This is a genomic window from Winogradskya consettensis, from assembly GCF_018332715.1.
Taxonomy (GTDB): Bacteria; Actinomycetota; Actinomycetes; order Mycobacteriales; family Micromonosporaceae; genus Actinoplanes; species Actinoplanes consettensis.
Genome location: NZ_BOQP01000017.1, coordinates 293,535 through 307,181, shown reverse-complemented (window position 1 = coordinate 307,181; position 13,647 = coordinate 293,535). Strand labels below are relative to the sequence as shown.

Below are 13,647 nucleotides of genomic sequence, written 5' to 3'. Positions count from 1 at the left end.
GGTCAGCACCGCCGCGCAGCTCACCAGGCCCATCATCCCCGCCCGGTCTCATTCTGCGCGGGCGGCCGGCTGCGCTGCTGCTGCGGCCACCGGACCGGGCGTCGGCGTGCGTTCCGGGTGTGCGCTCGCGGCGCTTCCCGCCGCGGCGCCGTCCGGCTTCAAGCCGTCATCGTCGGCCGCGACTGACGGGGAGACGGCCACGACCGACGGGGTGGCGGTCGTGTCTGGCGGGGTGGCGGTCGTGTTTGGCGGGGTGGCGGTCGGTGCCGGCGGGGTGACGGGCGGGGCCGGGCTCGGCGGCGGCGGGTTGCCTTCCGCCGGTTCGATGTCCGCTGCTGTGGTGGGAGACGCCGTGATCTCAGGGGCGGTGACGGTCGGTTCTGCGGTGGGCGGCGGGGTGCTGGCCGGTTCCGGGGTGACGAACGGCGGCGTCGCGGGTGGTGCGGTGGCCGGGGGTGCCGTGGTCGGCGGCTGCGTGGCGGCCGGGGTGGTCGGCGCGGGCGTCGGCGGCGGCGGAGCCGGCGTTGTCGTGCCGGGCAGTTGAACGCCGGGCAGTTGAATGCCGGGCAGATGAGTTGTGGGCAATTTAATTGTGGGCAACTTAGTTGCGCCCGATCCGGTGGTGGGTGGGGGTGTGCCGAGCGGGGTGCCCGGGAACGGGATCACCGTGACGGGCAGCGGTTCCTGGCCGGCGGGTGGGGGACCGTCGGCCGGCGGGTTGGCGGGGCCGAGGCCGACGTTCGCGGCGGCGTCGGCGATCGCGGGTGGCTGTGCCAGCACCGGGTTCGGGCCGATTTTCTCCTCGCGCAGGGCGAGGGCGCCGGAGCCCGCGACGAGCAGCACGGCGACGCTGCTTCCGATGATCTGTTTGTCCCGTTTGGTCAAGTCACCCATGAAGACGTCATACCGGCATGAACAGGACTTCCGGGGATCTTTACCGAACATTCCCCCCGGTGGTGAGGCGGGTTCCGGCCGCGAGGAGGGCCAGGGCCGCGGCGAACATGACGGCACCGGCGGCGTACGGCATGCGGTAGCCGACCGCCGTGGCCGCGCCGACGATCGGGCCGGCGATCACCGAGCCGGCCGGGAACGTGTTGCTGAACAGTGTCGACGCCCGACCGGGATGCCCCGGCAGCATGTCCTGCACATAGGTGACGCCGAGCCCGGTCAGCGCGGCGATCGAGGCGGCGTTGAAAACCGAACCCGCGATCAGCTGCCAGGTGCTGGTGGCGACGGCCACGATCAGCATGTACGCGAGCCCGCACGCCGCCCCCGCGATCAGCAGCCGCCGTACGGGCACCCGCGCGGACAGCAGCCCGAAGCCCAGCATCAACGGGATCTCCAGCCCCGCGCAGAGTCCCAGCAGCAGCCCGGCGAGGCCGACGTCGCCGCCGAGATCCCGGGTGATCAGCAGCGGGAGCGCCTGCACCGACATCGCCCCGGCGCAGCGGGTGAGCACGAAGACCGTGATCGTCAGCCAGATCAGTGCGCGGGGCGCGTCGACGCCGGCCGGCTTGCGCGTCTGCGGGCCGGCCGGGACGGGGTGTTCCGATCCCAGGGCGACGAGGGCGACGACCGCCGCGACCGCGTACATGAGCGAGGCGAAGCCGTAGACGAGTACGAAACCGCCGGCCTGCAGCAGCGCCGCGGCGAGTGGGGGCCCGGCGACCCATGCGATCGAGAACAGGGTCCGCAGCGCGCTCATCGTCATCGCGACGCGGCCGGAGCCTTCGAGGGCCTCCCGGGCGTACGCGAAAGCCTGCGGCATCATCGCCGCCGCGAGAGCGGTCAACGGCACGGTGACCAGCAGCAGTGCCCAGTAATCCCGCACGAAAGCGGTGACCAGCGTCCCCGCGCATCCGGCCAGCGCCGTCCCGAGCAGCACGACACGCCGGGACGGGACGCGGTCGGAGAGCTTGCCGATCAGCGTCGACACGATCACGGCCGAGACGGGGGCGACGGTGAGGAAGAGCGCCACGTGGAGGGGGTCGGCGTGGATCTCGTCGGTGAGGAAGAGCGCGAGGAACGGCGAGGCCATCGCGGTCGAGAGCCCGACCGCCAGGAAGACCAGGGAGATCGGCAGCCATCGTTTCGCGGCCGCGCGCAGGGGCAGGACGCTCATGGATCTTGACGCTAGGCGGTTACGGGCCGCACCGACGGACCAGAGGTGTGGCCTGCCCAAGGTGAGAAAAACTACTCCTGGTTATTCTCCTTGGCTGCATCGAGTTATGGCTACTCAAAGTGATGTCGCGTAGGGTGGCCGGGTTGGCGCGTTATGAATGATCCGGGCTGGAGTTCTCCGTGAATTTGACAGAAGCTGCGATGGCCGCAGCAGTCACCTTGAGTATTGGCGGCGTTTCTTACGCTGTGTTGAACAGTGATGCGCTGACCGCCCGTACGCAGCAGGTGGCGAACGCCGTCAGCTGCCGGACCGTCGATGAGGCGATCGTCGCGTACGTGGCGCAGAACGACCGCACCCCGACCCGGCTGTCGCAGCTGCGGGCGTACGTGAAGGGCGACATCTCGGCGTACCGGATCGTGAACGGAGTGGCCGCCGGGCCCGGCTGCTGAAGTCCCCGGGGTGGTAACCCGGCGATAACAATCACGGCGAACAATGCCTCGCATGTCGTCACCGATCGTTGCCGAAGGGAAACACCCCGTAGATCAGATGCTGCCGTTCGGGCGGCTCGCGGTTCTCGGACTGCAGCACGTGCTCGTGATGTACGCGGGTTGCGTCGCCGTTCCGCTCATCGTCGGCGGGGCCCTCGGCCTCGGCTCCGACGTCATCGCGATCCTCGTCAACGCCGACCTCTTCGTGGCCGGTGTGATCACTGTTGTGCAGAGTCTCGGCGTCGGGAAGATTCTCGGCGTACGCCTCCCGATCGTCGCCGGTGCCACGTTCACCGCGCTGAGCCCGATGATCCTGATCGGCGGCAAGTACGGCATGCCCGCCGTCTACGGCTCGATGCTCGCCGCGGGCGCGTTCGGCCTGATCGTCGCGAAGCCGTTCTCGAAGATCATCCACCTGTTCCCGCCGCTGGTCACGGGCACGGTGATCACCGTGATCGGGCTGTCGCTGATCGACGCGGGCGCCGGCCTGATCGCCGGCAACGACGAATCCGATCCCGGGTACGGCACCCTGAGCCACCTCGCCCTGGCCGCCGCGATCATCCTACTGATCGTGCTGATCAACCGGTTCGCCCGCGGCTTCCTGGTGTCGCTGGCGGTGCTGATCGGCCTCGTCTTCGGCGTGATCGTCGCGTCCTTCATGGGCCTGGTCGACTTCTCCGCGGTCGGCGACGCCGGCTGGTTCGGCCTCGCCCGCCCGTTCTACTTCGGCGCCCCGCAGTTCCCGGTCGCCGCGGTCATCTCCATGTGCGTGGTCATGCTCGTCATCTACGTCGAGTCGACGGCCGACATGCTCGCCGTCGCCGCCCTGACCGACAAACAACTGACGGAGAACGACATCGCCCGCGGTCTCGCGGCGGACGGCGTCAGCGGCCTGCTCGCCGGCACCTTCAACTCGTTCCTCGACACGGCGTTCGCCCAGAACGTCGGCCTGGTCCAGATCACCCGCGTCCGCAGCCGCTTCGTCGTCACCGCCGCCGGCGTGATCCTGATCCTGCTCGGCCTGATCCCCAAACTCGGCGAGATCATCGCCGCCGTCCCCGGCCCGGTCATCGGCGGCGCCGCCCTCGTCATGTTCGCCACGGTCACCGCCGTCGGCATCAAGAGTCTCCGCCGCGTCGACTTCGACGGCACCCACAACCTGCTCATCGTCGCGGTGGCCATCGGCGCGGGCATGATCCCGGTCGTCGCCCCTGCCTTCTACGGCAAATTCCCCGACGAACTCCAGATCATCTTCGGCAGCTCCATCACCACCACCGTCGTGGTGGTCTTCCTGCTCAACCTCCTCTTCAACCACCTCACGTGGCGACGCGAGGAACCCGCACCCGACGAGGAGCCCAGCACGATCAGGTGATCCGCAACCGCTCACCGCAGTCCGCCGAGGCGATGGACCGCTTCTCGTTGCCGAGCCACCACACGGCGACTACGAGCCGATACCGCCCGGCGGGCATGTCGGAAGGCAACCTCAGCGATCGCCGATAGGCCGTCGTCCCGGTCCGCAGCCACAACTTGCGGTCACTCCTGGGGTCGAAGTATTCGTGCCCGGTCCTGCCGAACAGGCTCGCCCCGAGCTGGACCGGAACAGGAGCACCGTCGTTGCGGACGACGTAGTCCAGCACCACGGAGTCCCCGGCGGCCGCGGCCTCCGGGACCAGGTCGAGACCCAGAATGCCGGCGTCTCCGGGCTCGGCGCCCGCAGTCAGGTCGCGATGGGACTTCTTGCCCGTGTCGATCGCGAACCGGAGCTTGCCGAGCCAGTTCGCCGCATGCAGGTCCACCCAGTGCCATCGTTGCAACGCCTCGGGAACGATCGTGTCGTCGAGCCCGAGGGGAATGATGAACGCCTTCCCGGCGGGGCGTTCCAGCGCGGCCCGCAGCGCCAACCGGAGCTCTTTCTGCACGAACCCGGTCTTGCCCGCCGACGGCCACGTCCTCGGATGCATAGCTGATCATGACTCTTGGCTCGTCGGGGACCGCTCTGTCCAACGGGGTCGGCTCCACGCCGGGACCATATAACAATAAGAAGATCAATCTCCGCCTCGCGGACCTGAGGAGGGGCCATGACCGCCGGGCAGTTGCCGTTCCTGCACGCGGTGCCGGGCATCGTTCTGACGCTGGTCGGCGCGTACCTGTCGGTCGCGGTAGATGGCCGCAGGCCGTGGGCCGAGGTGTCCGGGGTGTTGATCGGGGTGGGGTCGTCGCTGATCCTGGACGAGTTCGCGCTGATCCTGCACCTGCAGGACGTGTACTGGTCGCCGGAGGGTCAGCTGTCCGTGCGGCTGGTCGCGCTGGCGCTCAGCGGTATGGGGCTGGTCCTTTTCGGGCTGAACCCGCTGACCTCGGACGATGGCTTCGGCGCCGGGCATGTTGCCGTTGCGGCCTCGGCGCTGGTCCACATCGCGGTGCTGCTCGTCTGTGTGCGCAAGGGAAAGTATTCGACGGCCGTGCTCGGTGTCTTCCTGCCGCCGGTGGCGTGGATCGGCGCGGTCCGGCTGGCGCGCCCCGGATCCTCGTGGGCCCGCCATCGCTACGACCCGGACCGGCAGGCCCGGGCGAAGGCGAGGGCGGCCGGCCTCGACGCCCGCTTCGGCCACTGGGGCCTCACCATCGCCGACCTGGTCGCCGGCCGCCCCTCAACGCCCAACCCGCCCCCGCCCGCACACGCGCCGGCCGGCCACGCGCCGGTCGCCGGGTTGTCAGTCCCGCAACCGGTGCAGGAGGGTCCGGCGGTAGGTGTAGGCCCGGCGCAAGATGATCAGGGCGGTGCCGGTGAGCGTCACGCCGACAGTGACGGCGGCCAGTGACCCCGTGACGGCAACGGCGACCACGGCGGTGAGGGTGCTGAAAGCCGTGGCCAGCCAGCCCGCGATCACCCGGTCCAGGGCGAACAGGGGCCGCCGCAGCAGCGCCCAGGCGGCGAACCCGGCCCACGCCAGACCGATCAGGACCATCACGGCAAAGGCGATCCGGGTACGCACGGGCAGCGCGACCGGCTCCGTGGCCCACAGCAGACCGAGGAAGACGGCCGCGCACAGACCCGCCAGCCCCACCGCCACGACGGCGAGGCGGCGGCGCAGGGAGACCGTACCGACGAGCTGGTCCGGGGTGAATCCTGGTGTTTCCGTCATGCCGCGTATCCCTTCTCGATCAGGTGGGCGCGCAGCAGCAGGCGGGCCCGGTGCAGGCGGGATTTGACCGTGCCGGGTGGGACGCCGAGGATCTGGGCGCAGTCGTCGAGGGACAGGTCGTGCAGGTAGAACAGGATCAGCGTCTCGCGTTCGCGCAGGGGCACGCCGGCCAGCCCGGCCACGACCTCGGCACGGTCGAGGACTCCGGCGCTGAAATCGTCCTCGACGAGATCGCCGGGAACCGGCGCCGGGGCGGCGTACTTGTCACGCAGGTGGTTCATCAGGGTCCGCCGCGTGATGGTGAGGAGCCAGGGCGCGAACCGGTCGGGCTGTCTCAGCCGGGGCAGGGCGCGCAGGGCGGCCGACCACGCCTCCTGGCTGACGTCGTCGGCGAGGGCCGGGGTGGCGAGCATCCGCCGGACGTACTGCCAGATCGGCAGGTGCCAGCGTTCCACCAGCGCGGTCAGGGCGCGGCGGTCGCCGAGCTGGGCGCGGATCACCAGTTCCGCGTCGTCTGTGTGCATGCCTGTTCAGTCGCGGGGGAGGCCGCGCGGGTTCACAGCAGGGACGCGCAATAGTCGAGCAGCTCGTCCTGGAGCTTCACGTCGTTGGCCGCGTCGAAGGGCGAATACTGCCGCTGGTGGTGGAAGTAACGGCCGGTGACCTTGGCGCGGGGATCGTCGCTGACCGCGAGCCAGGTCTGGGTGACCGCGCCCTGGGTCAGGTCGTCGGGGGCGCCGGGGCCGCCCATCCGGGTCGCGACCCAGCCGGGGTCGACGGCGTTGGACAGCACCCGCGGGTGGCGGCGGGCGAAACCGAGGGCCAGGAGAACATCCAGGAACTTGCTGTCGCTGTACGCCTGGGAGCCGTTCCAGCGCCGGACGGTCCACTGCGGATCGGCGAGCCCGGGCGTGCCGCCGTGGTGCATGCCGGAGCTGAGATAGACCAGGCGCTGCGGCAGGGGCATCAGGACCGTCAGCGCGTACGGCGCGAGCACGTTCACGGCGAACACGTGCTCGAGCCCGTCGGGGGTCTCCGAGCGCGGCTCGCGATAGCCGACCGCCACGTTGTGGATCACCGCGTCGTACGGCCCGAGCGCCGTCGCCTGCTCCGCCACCGCACGCATGCCGGCGATGGTGGTGACGTCGCCGATCACCGCCGGGGCGAAATCGGGAGCGCGGCCGGCGGCACGGGCGTGCAGGACGACCTCGTGCCCGTCACGGTGCAGGGACTCGGCGGCCATCAGGCCGAGACCGTCGGCGGATCCGGTGATGAAGACGCGTGCCATTGTTCAGACCCTAACCCCGGTCGTGATGTCATGGGCGGTGACGGCGACCACCGACGAGAGCGAGCCCTTCCCGTGCCGACGATCTTCTCCCGCATCATCTCCGGCGAGCTACCCGGCCGCATCGTCTGGTCCGACGACCGGGTGGCAGCCTTCCTCACCATCGCCCCGCTGACCCCCGGCCACACCCTCGTGGTCCCCCGCGCCGAGGTCGAGGAGTGGACCGAGCTGGACCCGGAGCTGGCCGCACACGTCTTCGCGGTCGCCCACACCATCGGCCGGGCGTTGAAGAAGGCGTTCGACGCGCCCCGGGTCGGTCTGGTCGTGGCGGGTTTCGAGGTGCCCCACGCCCACGTACACGTCTTCCCGGCCCGGGAGATGGCCGACTTCGACTTCACCCGCGCCGACGCGGACGCGAGCGCCGAGGACCTGGATGCCCACCACCAGCGCATCCTCGACGCCCTGCCCAAGAGTTGAAGCGGCGCGACGACCCCTCTAGAACGGCATGAACTGAGGCCAGGGGCGGGTGCCGGCGTAGGAAATACGTGATCGTGGCCGGGATTCTTCGCCGACCGACCAGGCCGGAGCGTCGTCGGTGCGCCAGATCGGGTCGTCGGTGCGCCAGGTCGGGTCGTCAGTGCGCCAGGTCGGAGAAGAAGACGCCGATGTTGCGGAAGATGTCGGCGATGCCGTCCCCGATGCCCTGGGCCGTGTCCGCGGCCGGGACCGGGTTCGTGCCGATGTAGAAGATGACGAGGCCGAGCAGGACCCAGCCGAGAACTTTCTTCACGATCCACCTCCGCCTGACGCCGTGACCGAAGTGATCGTGACACACGCGAGCACGCCTCACCTGCTAACACGCTCAGTCCCTGCCCCCAGGTGGGGCGAGCGCCGCGCGGGCGGCTGTCAGGATCCGGTCGGAGAGGTCGGTGCCGCTGGTGGCGCGGGCCAGCAGGAGGGCGCCGACCATGGTGGAGAGCTCGACGAGATTCTCGTCGTCGGTGCCGCCCAGCCAGTCCGCGAAGCCCTGGACCCCGGCGGCGAACGGTTCGCGGGCGGGGCTGCCGGGTGCCTCGCGGGCGACGTCCGGGCCGAACCCCGTGGTCGGGCAGCCGTGGCCCGGGTCGTCGCGGTGCCCGGGGGAGAGGTAGTAGTCGAGCAGGTCGCCCACGGCCTGACCGTGGTCGCCGGGGTGCTCGGTGTCGTAGTCGGTCAGCCGTCCGGCCAGGCCTTCGTACGCCGTGCCGACGGTCTCCGCGACGAGGGCCTCCTTCGACGCGAACTGCTTGTAGAAGCCGCCGTGGGTCAGCCCGGCCTCCGCCATGAGGTCGGCGACGCTGACCCCCTGGACGCCGCGCTCACGAAAGAGCCGGGAGGCCGTCTCGACCACCCGCTGCCGGTTCTCCTGTGCCTGTGCCTGCGATACCCGTGCCATGCCGACCATTATATGACACACATCATCTAAGCCTTGCGTCTCTTAGATGTTGCTCGTAATCTAACTTCCATGGACATCACGAACGCAGTAGCAGTAGTCACCGGCGCCAACCGCGGCCTCGGCCGTCGCTTCGCCGAGCAGCTCGTCGCCCGCGGCGCGAAGGTCTACGCCGGGGCCCGCGATCCTCAGACCGTCGACCTGCCGGGCGTCATCCCGCTGCGCCTCGACATCACCGACCCCGAGTCGGTCGCCCAGGCCGCCAAGATCGCGTCGGACGCCACCCTGGTGGTCAACAACGCCGGCTCCGCGACCGGCGCGGACCTGCTCACCGGTGACCTCGACAAGATCCGCCTGGAGATGGAGACCCACTACTACGGCACCCTGTCGGTCAGCCGAGCCTTCGCCCCGGTCATCGAGGCCAACGGCGGCGGCGCCTTCCTCAACGTGCTGTCGGTGCTCTCCTGGTACCACCCGGGCGCCCTCGGCGGTTACGTCGCGGCCAAGGCCGCCGAGTGGGCGCTGAGCGACGCGCTGCGTGAACAGCTCGCCCCCAAGGGCATCACGGTCTCCGCGCTGCACGTCGGCTACATGGACACCGATATGGCCGCGAGCATCCCGGCCGACCAGAAGCTCGACCCCGCGATCGTCGCCGCCCTCGGCCTCGACGGCGTCGCGGAGGGAAAGCCGGAGATCCTCGCCGACGATCTCAGCCGCCAGGTGAAGGTGGGGCTGGCCACTGTTCTGCAGGGGTGAGCCTCGGGGTTCCGGGGGCGGGGATCGCCTCACGCAGCCCGTCAGGCTTGATGTCTGCGTGAGGCGATCCCCGCCCCCGGAACCGTGGCTCGGTTCAGGTCACGGTGGCCAGGGCTGAGCGCGCCCGGCGTTCCGTGGCTAGGACCAGTTCGGTGGTTTCGGGCGGTAGGGCGGGCTCGCCCGAGGCGATTTCGTAGGCCTCGCGGAGGACCATGAGGTTCACGGCCAAGCGGCGTGCGAGCTCTCGCGTGGGAGCGGCGGTCAGTTCGTCCGTGGTGCGGGTGCAGGTGGCCAGGGCCTTGTCCAGGTGGCGGGCGGCGGTGCGGGTTCGGATGGTTGCTGCGGTCAGGAGGCCGATCGCGCAGCCGAGGATGGTCTGGATCAGGCGGTCGCGGAGCAGGTCGAGGGGCGGGGTCGCATGACCCAGTTCGCCCACCAGGAGAGCCAGTGGGGTCACGGCGAGCATCGCCAGGGCGTAGTTGCGGATCACCAGGAGTTCGGCGGTGATCTGGGCCGCGACGATCAGGGCCACCAGGGGCCAGGTGCCGCCGGGGACCGCCAGGACGGCGACCGCGACCAGCAGGCCGGCCACGGTTCCCGCGGCTCGCTGGATGCCGCGGTGGATGGTGACCAGGAGGTTGGTGCTCTGCAGGACGGCGACTGCGGAGACCGCTGCCCAGTAGGCGTGGCCGAGGCCGGTGATGTGGGCCAGCGCGCCCGCGACCGATCCGGCCGCCAGGGCGCCTACGGCGACCCGGAGCGCGGCCAGGAGCAGGGGTCCGCCGAGCGGCGTCGATCGGACGGAGTGGCGCAGCAGGTCACGTCCTGGTGGTGGGGCGAGGGCGGCTGCCCGGGTGCGGCCGGAGATCTCCTCGCTCTCGGCCTTCGTGGGGCTCAACGCGGGCACCGGTCCTCGCTTCGCCGCCGCGCCGGCGAGTCGTCGTAGATCGGCGGGGTTGGCTGACGCCGGGTCCGCGAGGGCACTCTCCGCCCGCGCGACCAGAGCATCCAGCCCACCGCCGGCCGAGAGCGGCTCGGCCGGGCCTCCAGAACCCGCAGCCGGGCCTCCAGAACCCGCAGCCGGGCCTGCGGAACCCGCGGGCGGGCCCTTATGGAGGGCGGCGGGAGTGGGAGAGGCGGGCAGGGCGGTCCAGGCCTTTTCGATCGCGGTGGCGGCCTGGTGGCGCAGGCGCAGGCCGGGCGGGCCGGAAGGGGCCTCGGCGGCTGCCGCTGCGGCGCGCAGGGCGCGGGCAACGGCCAGGCGGCGCGGGGCGTCGCGGTCGAAGGCGGCCCCGGCCATCGCGATCAGCCAGGCGATCAGAGCGGCCGCGGCGGTGAGAACGGCGTGGCGCGCGAGGTCGGCAGGCGTGGCGGGGACGGCGGCGCTGACCGCGGTGGCGAAGGCGAACATCAGGCCGGCCGGGGGACCCACGCGAAAGACGCCGCAGAGCCAGGTCGCGGCCGCGCCGACCAGGGACACCGCGACCACCGCCGGGATGGCGGGAGCCGGGGTGAGGGCGGCCAGCGTGCCGATCGTGACGGCGGTGACCAGGCCGAGGCCCGCGGCGGCCACGACCCGGCCCCGGGAGCGGTAGTGGGTGTCGCGGGCGTACAGAGCGGCGAACGAGCCGAACGTGGCGATTCCCGCCCAGGCGGTGTGCCCGGCGGGGATCAGGACGACCAGGGGGATCGCGACCGCGAGCCCGGCGCGCAGCGCGAACGCCCACGCCGCGTCGGCCGGGCGTACGCGGGCAGCATCTCGGAGCCGGCTCACCTGGAACTCATACCACTGTCACGGTGTGATCCACAGGAGGTTGGCGTTCGCCCGAACGGGGTACGGCTCGCGGTATGACCGCTTCCGTGCTGGCCGCCGAGACCATCACCCACGCATCGTCCTGGCATCTGGTGCTCGCGGCGGTGCTCGGCATCGCCGTCGTCGTCGTGCTCATCGCGTGGGCGAAATGGCATCCGTTCCTCGCCCTGATCGTCGGTGCCGCGGTGCTGGGCCTGGTCGCGGGGGCCGCCCCGGTGGACACCGTCGACTCGTTCACCGCCGGGGTCGGCAGCACGGTCGGCAGCGTCGGGTTGCTGATCGCGCTCGGGTCGATGATCGGGGCGCTGCTCGCGGAGTCCGGGGGCGCGGACGGGATCGTCAACACCATCGTGCGCAAGTTCACCGGCAGCGCGCTGCCGTGGGCGATGGCCGGCGTGGCCGCGCTGATCGGGTTGCCGCTGTTCTTCGAGGTCGGCGTGGTGCTGCTGGTGCCGATCGTGCTGCTGGTGGCGCAGCGTACGGGCGTGTCGCTGTTGAAGGTCGGTATTCCTGCCCTGGCCGGGCTGTCGGTGCTGCACGGGCTGGTCCCGCCGCACCCGGGCCCGCTGGTGGCGGTCTCCAGCCTCAACGCCGACCTGGGCCTCACGCTGGCGTTCGGCCTGATCTGCGCGATCCCGACGGTGATCATCGCGGGCCCGGTCTTCGGCAACTTCATCGCCAAGCGGGTGCCCGTCGCCATCCCCGAGCGCGCGACCGTCAGCAACGTCGACGACACGGCGGCCGACAGCGAGACCGGTGACGTGCCCGCGAAGCGCAACCCGGGCTTCTGGGCGGCGGTGCTGACCGTGCTGCTGCCGATCGTGCTGATGCTGCTGCGCGCGATCGCCGAGCTGACCCTGGACGAGGGCAACGGCGTGCGCGGCGTCTTCGAGGTCTTCGGAACGCCGGTCGTGGCGCTGCTGTTCGGTGTGCTGCTGGCCATGTGGACGCTGGGCAAGCGGGCCGGTTTCGACCGGGCGCGGACCTCGTCGGTGCTGGGCGGGGCGCTGCCCCCGATCGCGGGCATCCTGCTCATCGTCGCCGCGGGTGGTGGCTTCAAGCAGGTGCTCGTCGACGCGGGCGTCGGCGGCGTGGTCGCGAAGGCGGCCGAGGACGCGAACATGTCGGCACTGCTGCTGGGCTTCCTGGTCGCCGTCGGCATCCGGGTCGCCACCGGCTCGGCGACGGTCGCCACGATCACCGCCGCCGGGATCGTCGCCCCGCTCGCCGCGACGCTGGACAAGCCCGAGGTGTCGCTGCTCGCGCTCGCGATCGGCTGCGGGTCGCTGTTCTTCTCGCACGTCAACGACGCCGGCTTCTGGCTCGTCAAGGAGTATTTCGGGATGACCGTCGGGCAGACCATCAAGACCTGGTCGGTCATGGAGACGATCATCTCGGTGGTGGGTTTCGGCTGCGTCATGCTCCTTGACGTATTTGTCTGACCAGCGGCTACTACCAACTGTGATGTTGCGCTCGCTCAATTCTCACGATCATCACAGGTACGCGGAAAAGAATGTGATCATGCGTAGACGGACTCTGTTGCTCGCACTCGCGGGCGTCGCGGGGGGCGGGAGCCTCGCCGCGTGCACGGCGGAGACCGACATCGGCATGTCGGGGAACACCACGGCCTCCGCCTCTGCCGCGCCCATCCTCGCCTCGACCGCTTCGTCCTCACTGGCACCCCAGAACATCACCTCGGTGTACACGCCGGCATCGGGGAGCGCGCCCACGAGGGCGTACGCCCTGGGTAAGCAGATTCTCCCGTTCAGCCGCGGCGACCGGTCCCTGCCCACCACGGTCTGGTACCCGATCGGCGGCACCGCGCCCGCGAGCCCCGCCCCCACGGACAACGCGCCGCCGGAGCAGGGCCGCTTCCCGCTGGTGCTGTTCAGCCACGGCCTCACCTCGCAGCCCGGTGATTACTCGGCGATGCTGATGCGGTGGGCCCAGGCCGGGTTCGTCGTTGCGGGCCCGACCTACCCCAACACGTGGTACGGCGCCACGGATCTCGACGCGAACGACATCGTGAACCAGCCGCTGGACGCCTCGCACGTCATCGACCTGCTGCTGTCGTCGGCCGGGACGCTCACCACGACGATCGACCCGAACAGGATCGCCGCGGCCGGCCACTCGGCGGGTGGCATCACCACCACCGGCCTGTTCAGCGCGTACCGCGACGAGCGGCTCAAGGCCGGCGTCGTCTTCGCCGGCACCGATTTTCAGGGCGCGTCGTTCACCGGCCCGTCGGCGGCGATGTTGTTCGTCCACGGCCGCAAGGACACCACCGTCACCTACCGCGCGGGGCACGCGGTCTACGCGGCGGTGCCCTGGTCCCGGGCGATGCTGTCGATCACCGATGGCGGTCATGTCACTGAGAGCGACGACTTCGAGGCGACGACACAGACGTCCACGGAATTTCTCAGGTACGCCCTATACGGTGACTCCACGGCGAAAGCCCGTATCCCCGCGGCCGCCGCGACCGGTGATGTGGCTACGCTCGAGAATCAGCTCTGAGCTACGGGCTGTGACGTACACCGCTGTGATGTACACCGCATCCTGGCTCCGCCCTTGCCGTCCACGGGGGAGTAGGGAGCGGCCGGGATGG

Annotated in this window: 16 protein-coding genes; 7 read left to right on the top strand and 9 right to left on the bottom strand. The window is 70.6% G+C overall.

The window, feature by feature from the left end; all coding sequences use genetic code 11:
* Positions 1-48: 48 nt before the first annotated feature.
* On the bottom strand, positions 49-894 hold the full coding sequence (locus tag Aco04nite_RS18555) for a hypothetical protein (RefSeq protein WP_212998473.1): 846 nt from the start codon (positions 892-894) through the stop codon (positions 49-51).
* Between the two features lie 40 nt (positions 895-934).
* Positions 935-2,122: an MFS transporter gene (locus tag Aco04nite_RS18550; RefSeq protein ID WP_212998472.1), complete on the bottom strand. Its 1,188-nt coding sequence runs from the start codon at positions 2,120-2,122 to the stop codon at positions 935-937.
* 245 nt (positions 2,123-2,367) lie between these two features.
* Between Aco04nite_RS18550 and Aco04nite_RS18545 the strand changes: the two genes are divergently transcribed.
* Positions 2,368-2,571 (top strand): hypothetical protein, encoded by a 204-nt coding sequence (locus Aco04nite_RS18545; RefSeq protein WP_244876092.1) that lies wholly within the window; start codon positions 2,368-2,370, stop codon positions 2,569-2,571.
* A gap of 52 nt (positions 2,572-2,623) precedes the next feature.
* Positions 2,624-3,982 (top strand): nucleobase:cation symporter-2 family protein, encoded by a 1,359-nt coding sequence (locus tag Aco04nite_RS18540; RefSeq protein WP_212998470.1) that lies wholly within the window; start codon positions 2,624-2,626, stop codon positions 3,980-3,982.
* On the opposite strand, the gene Aco04nite_RS18535 is transcribed toward Aco04nite_RS18540, so the two are convergent.
* Positions 3,975-4,571: a hypothetical protein gene (locus tag Aco04nite_RS18535; RefSeq protein ID WP_212998469.1), complete on the bottom strand. Its 597-nt coding sequence runs from the start codon at positions 4,569-4,571 to the stop codon at positions 3,975-3,977. The genes Aco04nite_RS18540 and Aco04nite_RS18535 overlap by 8 nt on opposite strands.
* A gap of 117 nt (positions 4,572-4,688) precedes the next feature.
* Here Aco04nite_RS18535 and Aco04nite_RS18530 point away from each other — a divergent pair, with 117 nt between their 5' ends.
* Positions 4,689-5,432 (top strand): hypothetical protein, encoded by a 744-nt coding sequence (locus tag Aco04nite_RS18530; RefSeq protein ID WP_212998468.1) that lies wholly within the window; start codon positions 4,689-4,691, stop codon positions 5,430-5,432.
* On the opposite strand, the gene Aco04nite_RS18525 is transcribed toward Aco04nite_RS18530, so the two are convergent.
* Genes Aco04nite_RS18525 through Aco04nite_RS18515 form a run of 3 tightly spaced genes read right to left on the bottom strand, consistent with a single transcriptional unit; the run spans position 5,325 to position 7,044 of the window.
* Positions 5,325-5,756 carry a hypothetical protein gene (locus tag Aco04nite_RS18525; protein WP_212998467.1) on the bottom strand — a complete coding sequence of 144 codons (432 nt, stop codon included), beginning with the start codon at positions 5,754-5,756 and terminating at the stop codon, positions 5,325-5,327. The two genes, Aco04nite_RS18530 and Aco04nite_RS18525, sit on opposite strands and share 108 nt — an antisense overlap.
* Positions 5,753-6,280 (bottom strand): RNA polymerase sigma factor, encoded by a 528-nt coding sequence (locus tag Aco04nite_RS18520; RefSeq protein WP_212998466.1) that lies wholly within the window; start codon positions 6,278-6,280, stop codon positions 5,753-5,755. The genes Aco04nite_RS18525 and Aco04nite_RS18520 overlap by 4 nt, the downstream gene beginning before the upstream one ends.
* A gap of 32 nt (positions 6,281-6,312) precedes the next feature.
* Positions 6,313-7,044, bottom strand: a complete 732-nt coding sequence (locus Aco04nite_RS18515) for an SDR family NAD(P)-dependent oxidoreductase (protein ID WP_212998465.1) — start codon at positions 7,042-7,044, stop codon at positions 6,313-6,315.
* 72 nt (positions 7,045-7,116) lie between these two features.
* Between Aco04nite_RS18515 and Aco04nite_RS18510 the strand changes: the two genes are divergently transcribed.
* Positions 7,117-7,518 carry an HIT family protein gene (locus tag Aco04nite_RS18510; protein ID WP_212998464.1) on the top strand — a complete coding sequence of 134 codons (402 nt, stop codon included), beginning with the start codon at positions 7,117-7,119 and terminating at the stop codon, positions 7,516-7,518.
* Positions 7,519-7,675: 157 nt separating this feature from the next.
* Here the strand turns inward: Aco04nite_RS18510 and Aco04nite_RS18505 are convergent, their stop codons facing one another.
* Positions 7,676-7,831, bottom strand: a complete 156-nt coding sequence (locus Aco04nite_RS18505; protein WP_212998463.1) for a cytochrome c family protein — start codon at positions 7,829-7,831, stop codon at positions 7,676-7,678.
* A gap of 72 nt (positions 7,832-7,903) precedes the next feature.
* Positions 7,904-8,476: a TetR/AcrR family transcriptional regulator gene (locus tag Aco04nite_RS18500; RefSeq protein WP_212998462.1), complete on the bottom strand. Its 573-nt coding sequence runs from the start codon at positions 8,474-8,476 to the stop codon at positions 7,904-7,906.
* Positions 8,477-8,545: 69 nt separating this feature from the next.
* Here Aco04nite_RS18500 and Aco04nite_RS18495 point away from each other — a divergent pair, with 69 nt between their 5' ends.
* Positions 8,546-9,229: an SDR family oxidoreductase gene (locus Aco04nite_RS18495; protein ID WP_212998461.1), complete on the top strand. Its 684-nt coding sequence runs from the start codon at positions 8,546-8,548 to the stop codon at positions 9,227-9,229.
* 94 nt (positions 9,230-9,323) lie between these two features.
* On the opposite strand, the gene Aco04nite_RS18490 is transcribed toward Aco04nite_RS18495, so the two are convergent.
* Complete coding sequence (locus Aco04nite_RS18490; RefSeq protein ID WP_212998460.1) at positions 9,324-11,003, bottom strand: FUSC family protein; 1,680 nt, start codon at positions 11,001-11,003, stop codon at positions 9,324-9,326.
* Between the two features lie 74 nt (positions 11,004-11,077).
* Here Aco04nite_RS18490 and Aco04nite_RS18485 point away from each other — a divergent pair, with 74 nt between their 5' ends.
* A complete protein-coding gene (locus tag Aco04nite_RS18485; protein ID WP_203835900.1) occupies positions 11,078-12,484 on the top strand; it encodes a GntP family permease in 1,407 nt (468 codons plus the stop codon).
* Between the two features lie 79 nt (positions 12,485-12,563).
* Positions 12,564-13,556, top strand: coding sequence for an alpha/beta hydrolase family protein (locus Aco04nite_RS18480; RefSeq protein ID WP_212998459.1), 993 nt, complete (start codon positions 12,564-12,566; stop codon positions 13,554-13,556).
* Positions 13,557-13,647 lie beyond the last annotated feature (91 nt).

Bases quoted from the DNA above. Each gene is read 5' to 3' on its own strand.
- Aco04nite_RS18555 (WP_212998473.1), bottom strand. From the start codon at position 894: ATGGGTGACTTGACCAAACGGGACAAACAGATCATCGGAAGCAGCGTC.
- Aco04nite_RS18550 (WP_212998472.1), bottom strand. From the start codon at position 2,122: ATGAGCGTCCTGCCCCTGCGCGCGGCCGCGAAACGATGGCTGCCGATC.
- Aco04nite_RS18540 (WP_212998470.1), top strand. From the start codon at position 2,624: ATGTCGTCACCGATCGTTGCCGAAGGGAAACACCCCGTAGATCAGATG.
- Aco04nite_RS18535 (WP_212998469.1), bottom strand. From the start codon at position 4,571: ATGCATCCGAGGACGTGGCCGTCGGCGGGCAAGACCGGGTTCGTGCAG.
- Aco04nite_RS18530 (WP_212998468.1), top strand. From the start codon at position 4,689: ATGACCGCCGGGCAGTTGCCGTTCCTGCACGCGGTGCCGGGCATCGTT.
- Aco04nite_RS18525 (WP_212998467.1), bottom strand. From the start codon at position 5,756: ATGACGGAAACACCAGGATTCACCCCGGACCAGCTCGTCGGTACGGTC.
- Aco04nite_RS18520 (WP_212998466.1), bottom strand. From the start codon at position 6,280: ATGCACACAGACGACGCGGAACTGGTGATCCGCGCCCAGCTCGGCGAC.
- Aco04nite_RS18515 (WP_212998465.1), bottom strand. From the start codon at position 7,044: ATGGCACGCGTCTTCATCACCGGATCCGCCGACGGTCTCGGCCTGATG.
- Aco04nite_RS18500 (WP_212998462.1), bottom strand. From the start codon at position 8,476: ATGGCACGGGTATCGCAGGCACAGGCACAGGAGAACCGGCAGCGGGTG.
- Aco04nite_RS18495 (WP_212998461.1), top strand. From the start codon at position 8,546: ATGGACATCACGAACGCAGTAGCAGTAGTCACCGGCGCCAACCGCGGC.
- Aco04nite_RS18485 (WP_203835900.1), top strand. From the start codon at position 11,078: ATGACCGCTTCCGTGCTGGCCGCCGAGACCATCACCCACGCATCGTCC.
- Aco04nite_RS18480 (WP_212998459.1), top strand. From the start codon at position 12,564: ATGCGTAGACGGACTCTGTTGCTCGCACTCGCGGGCGTCGCGGGGGGC.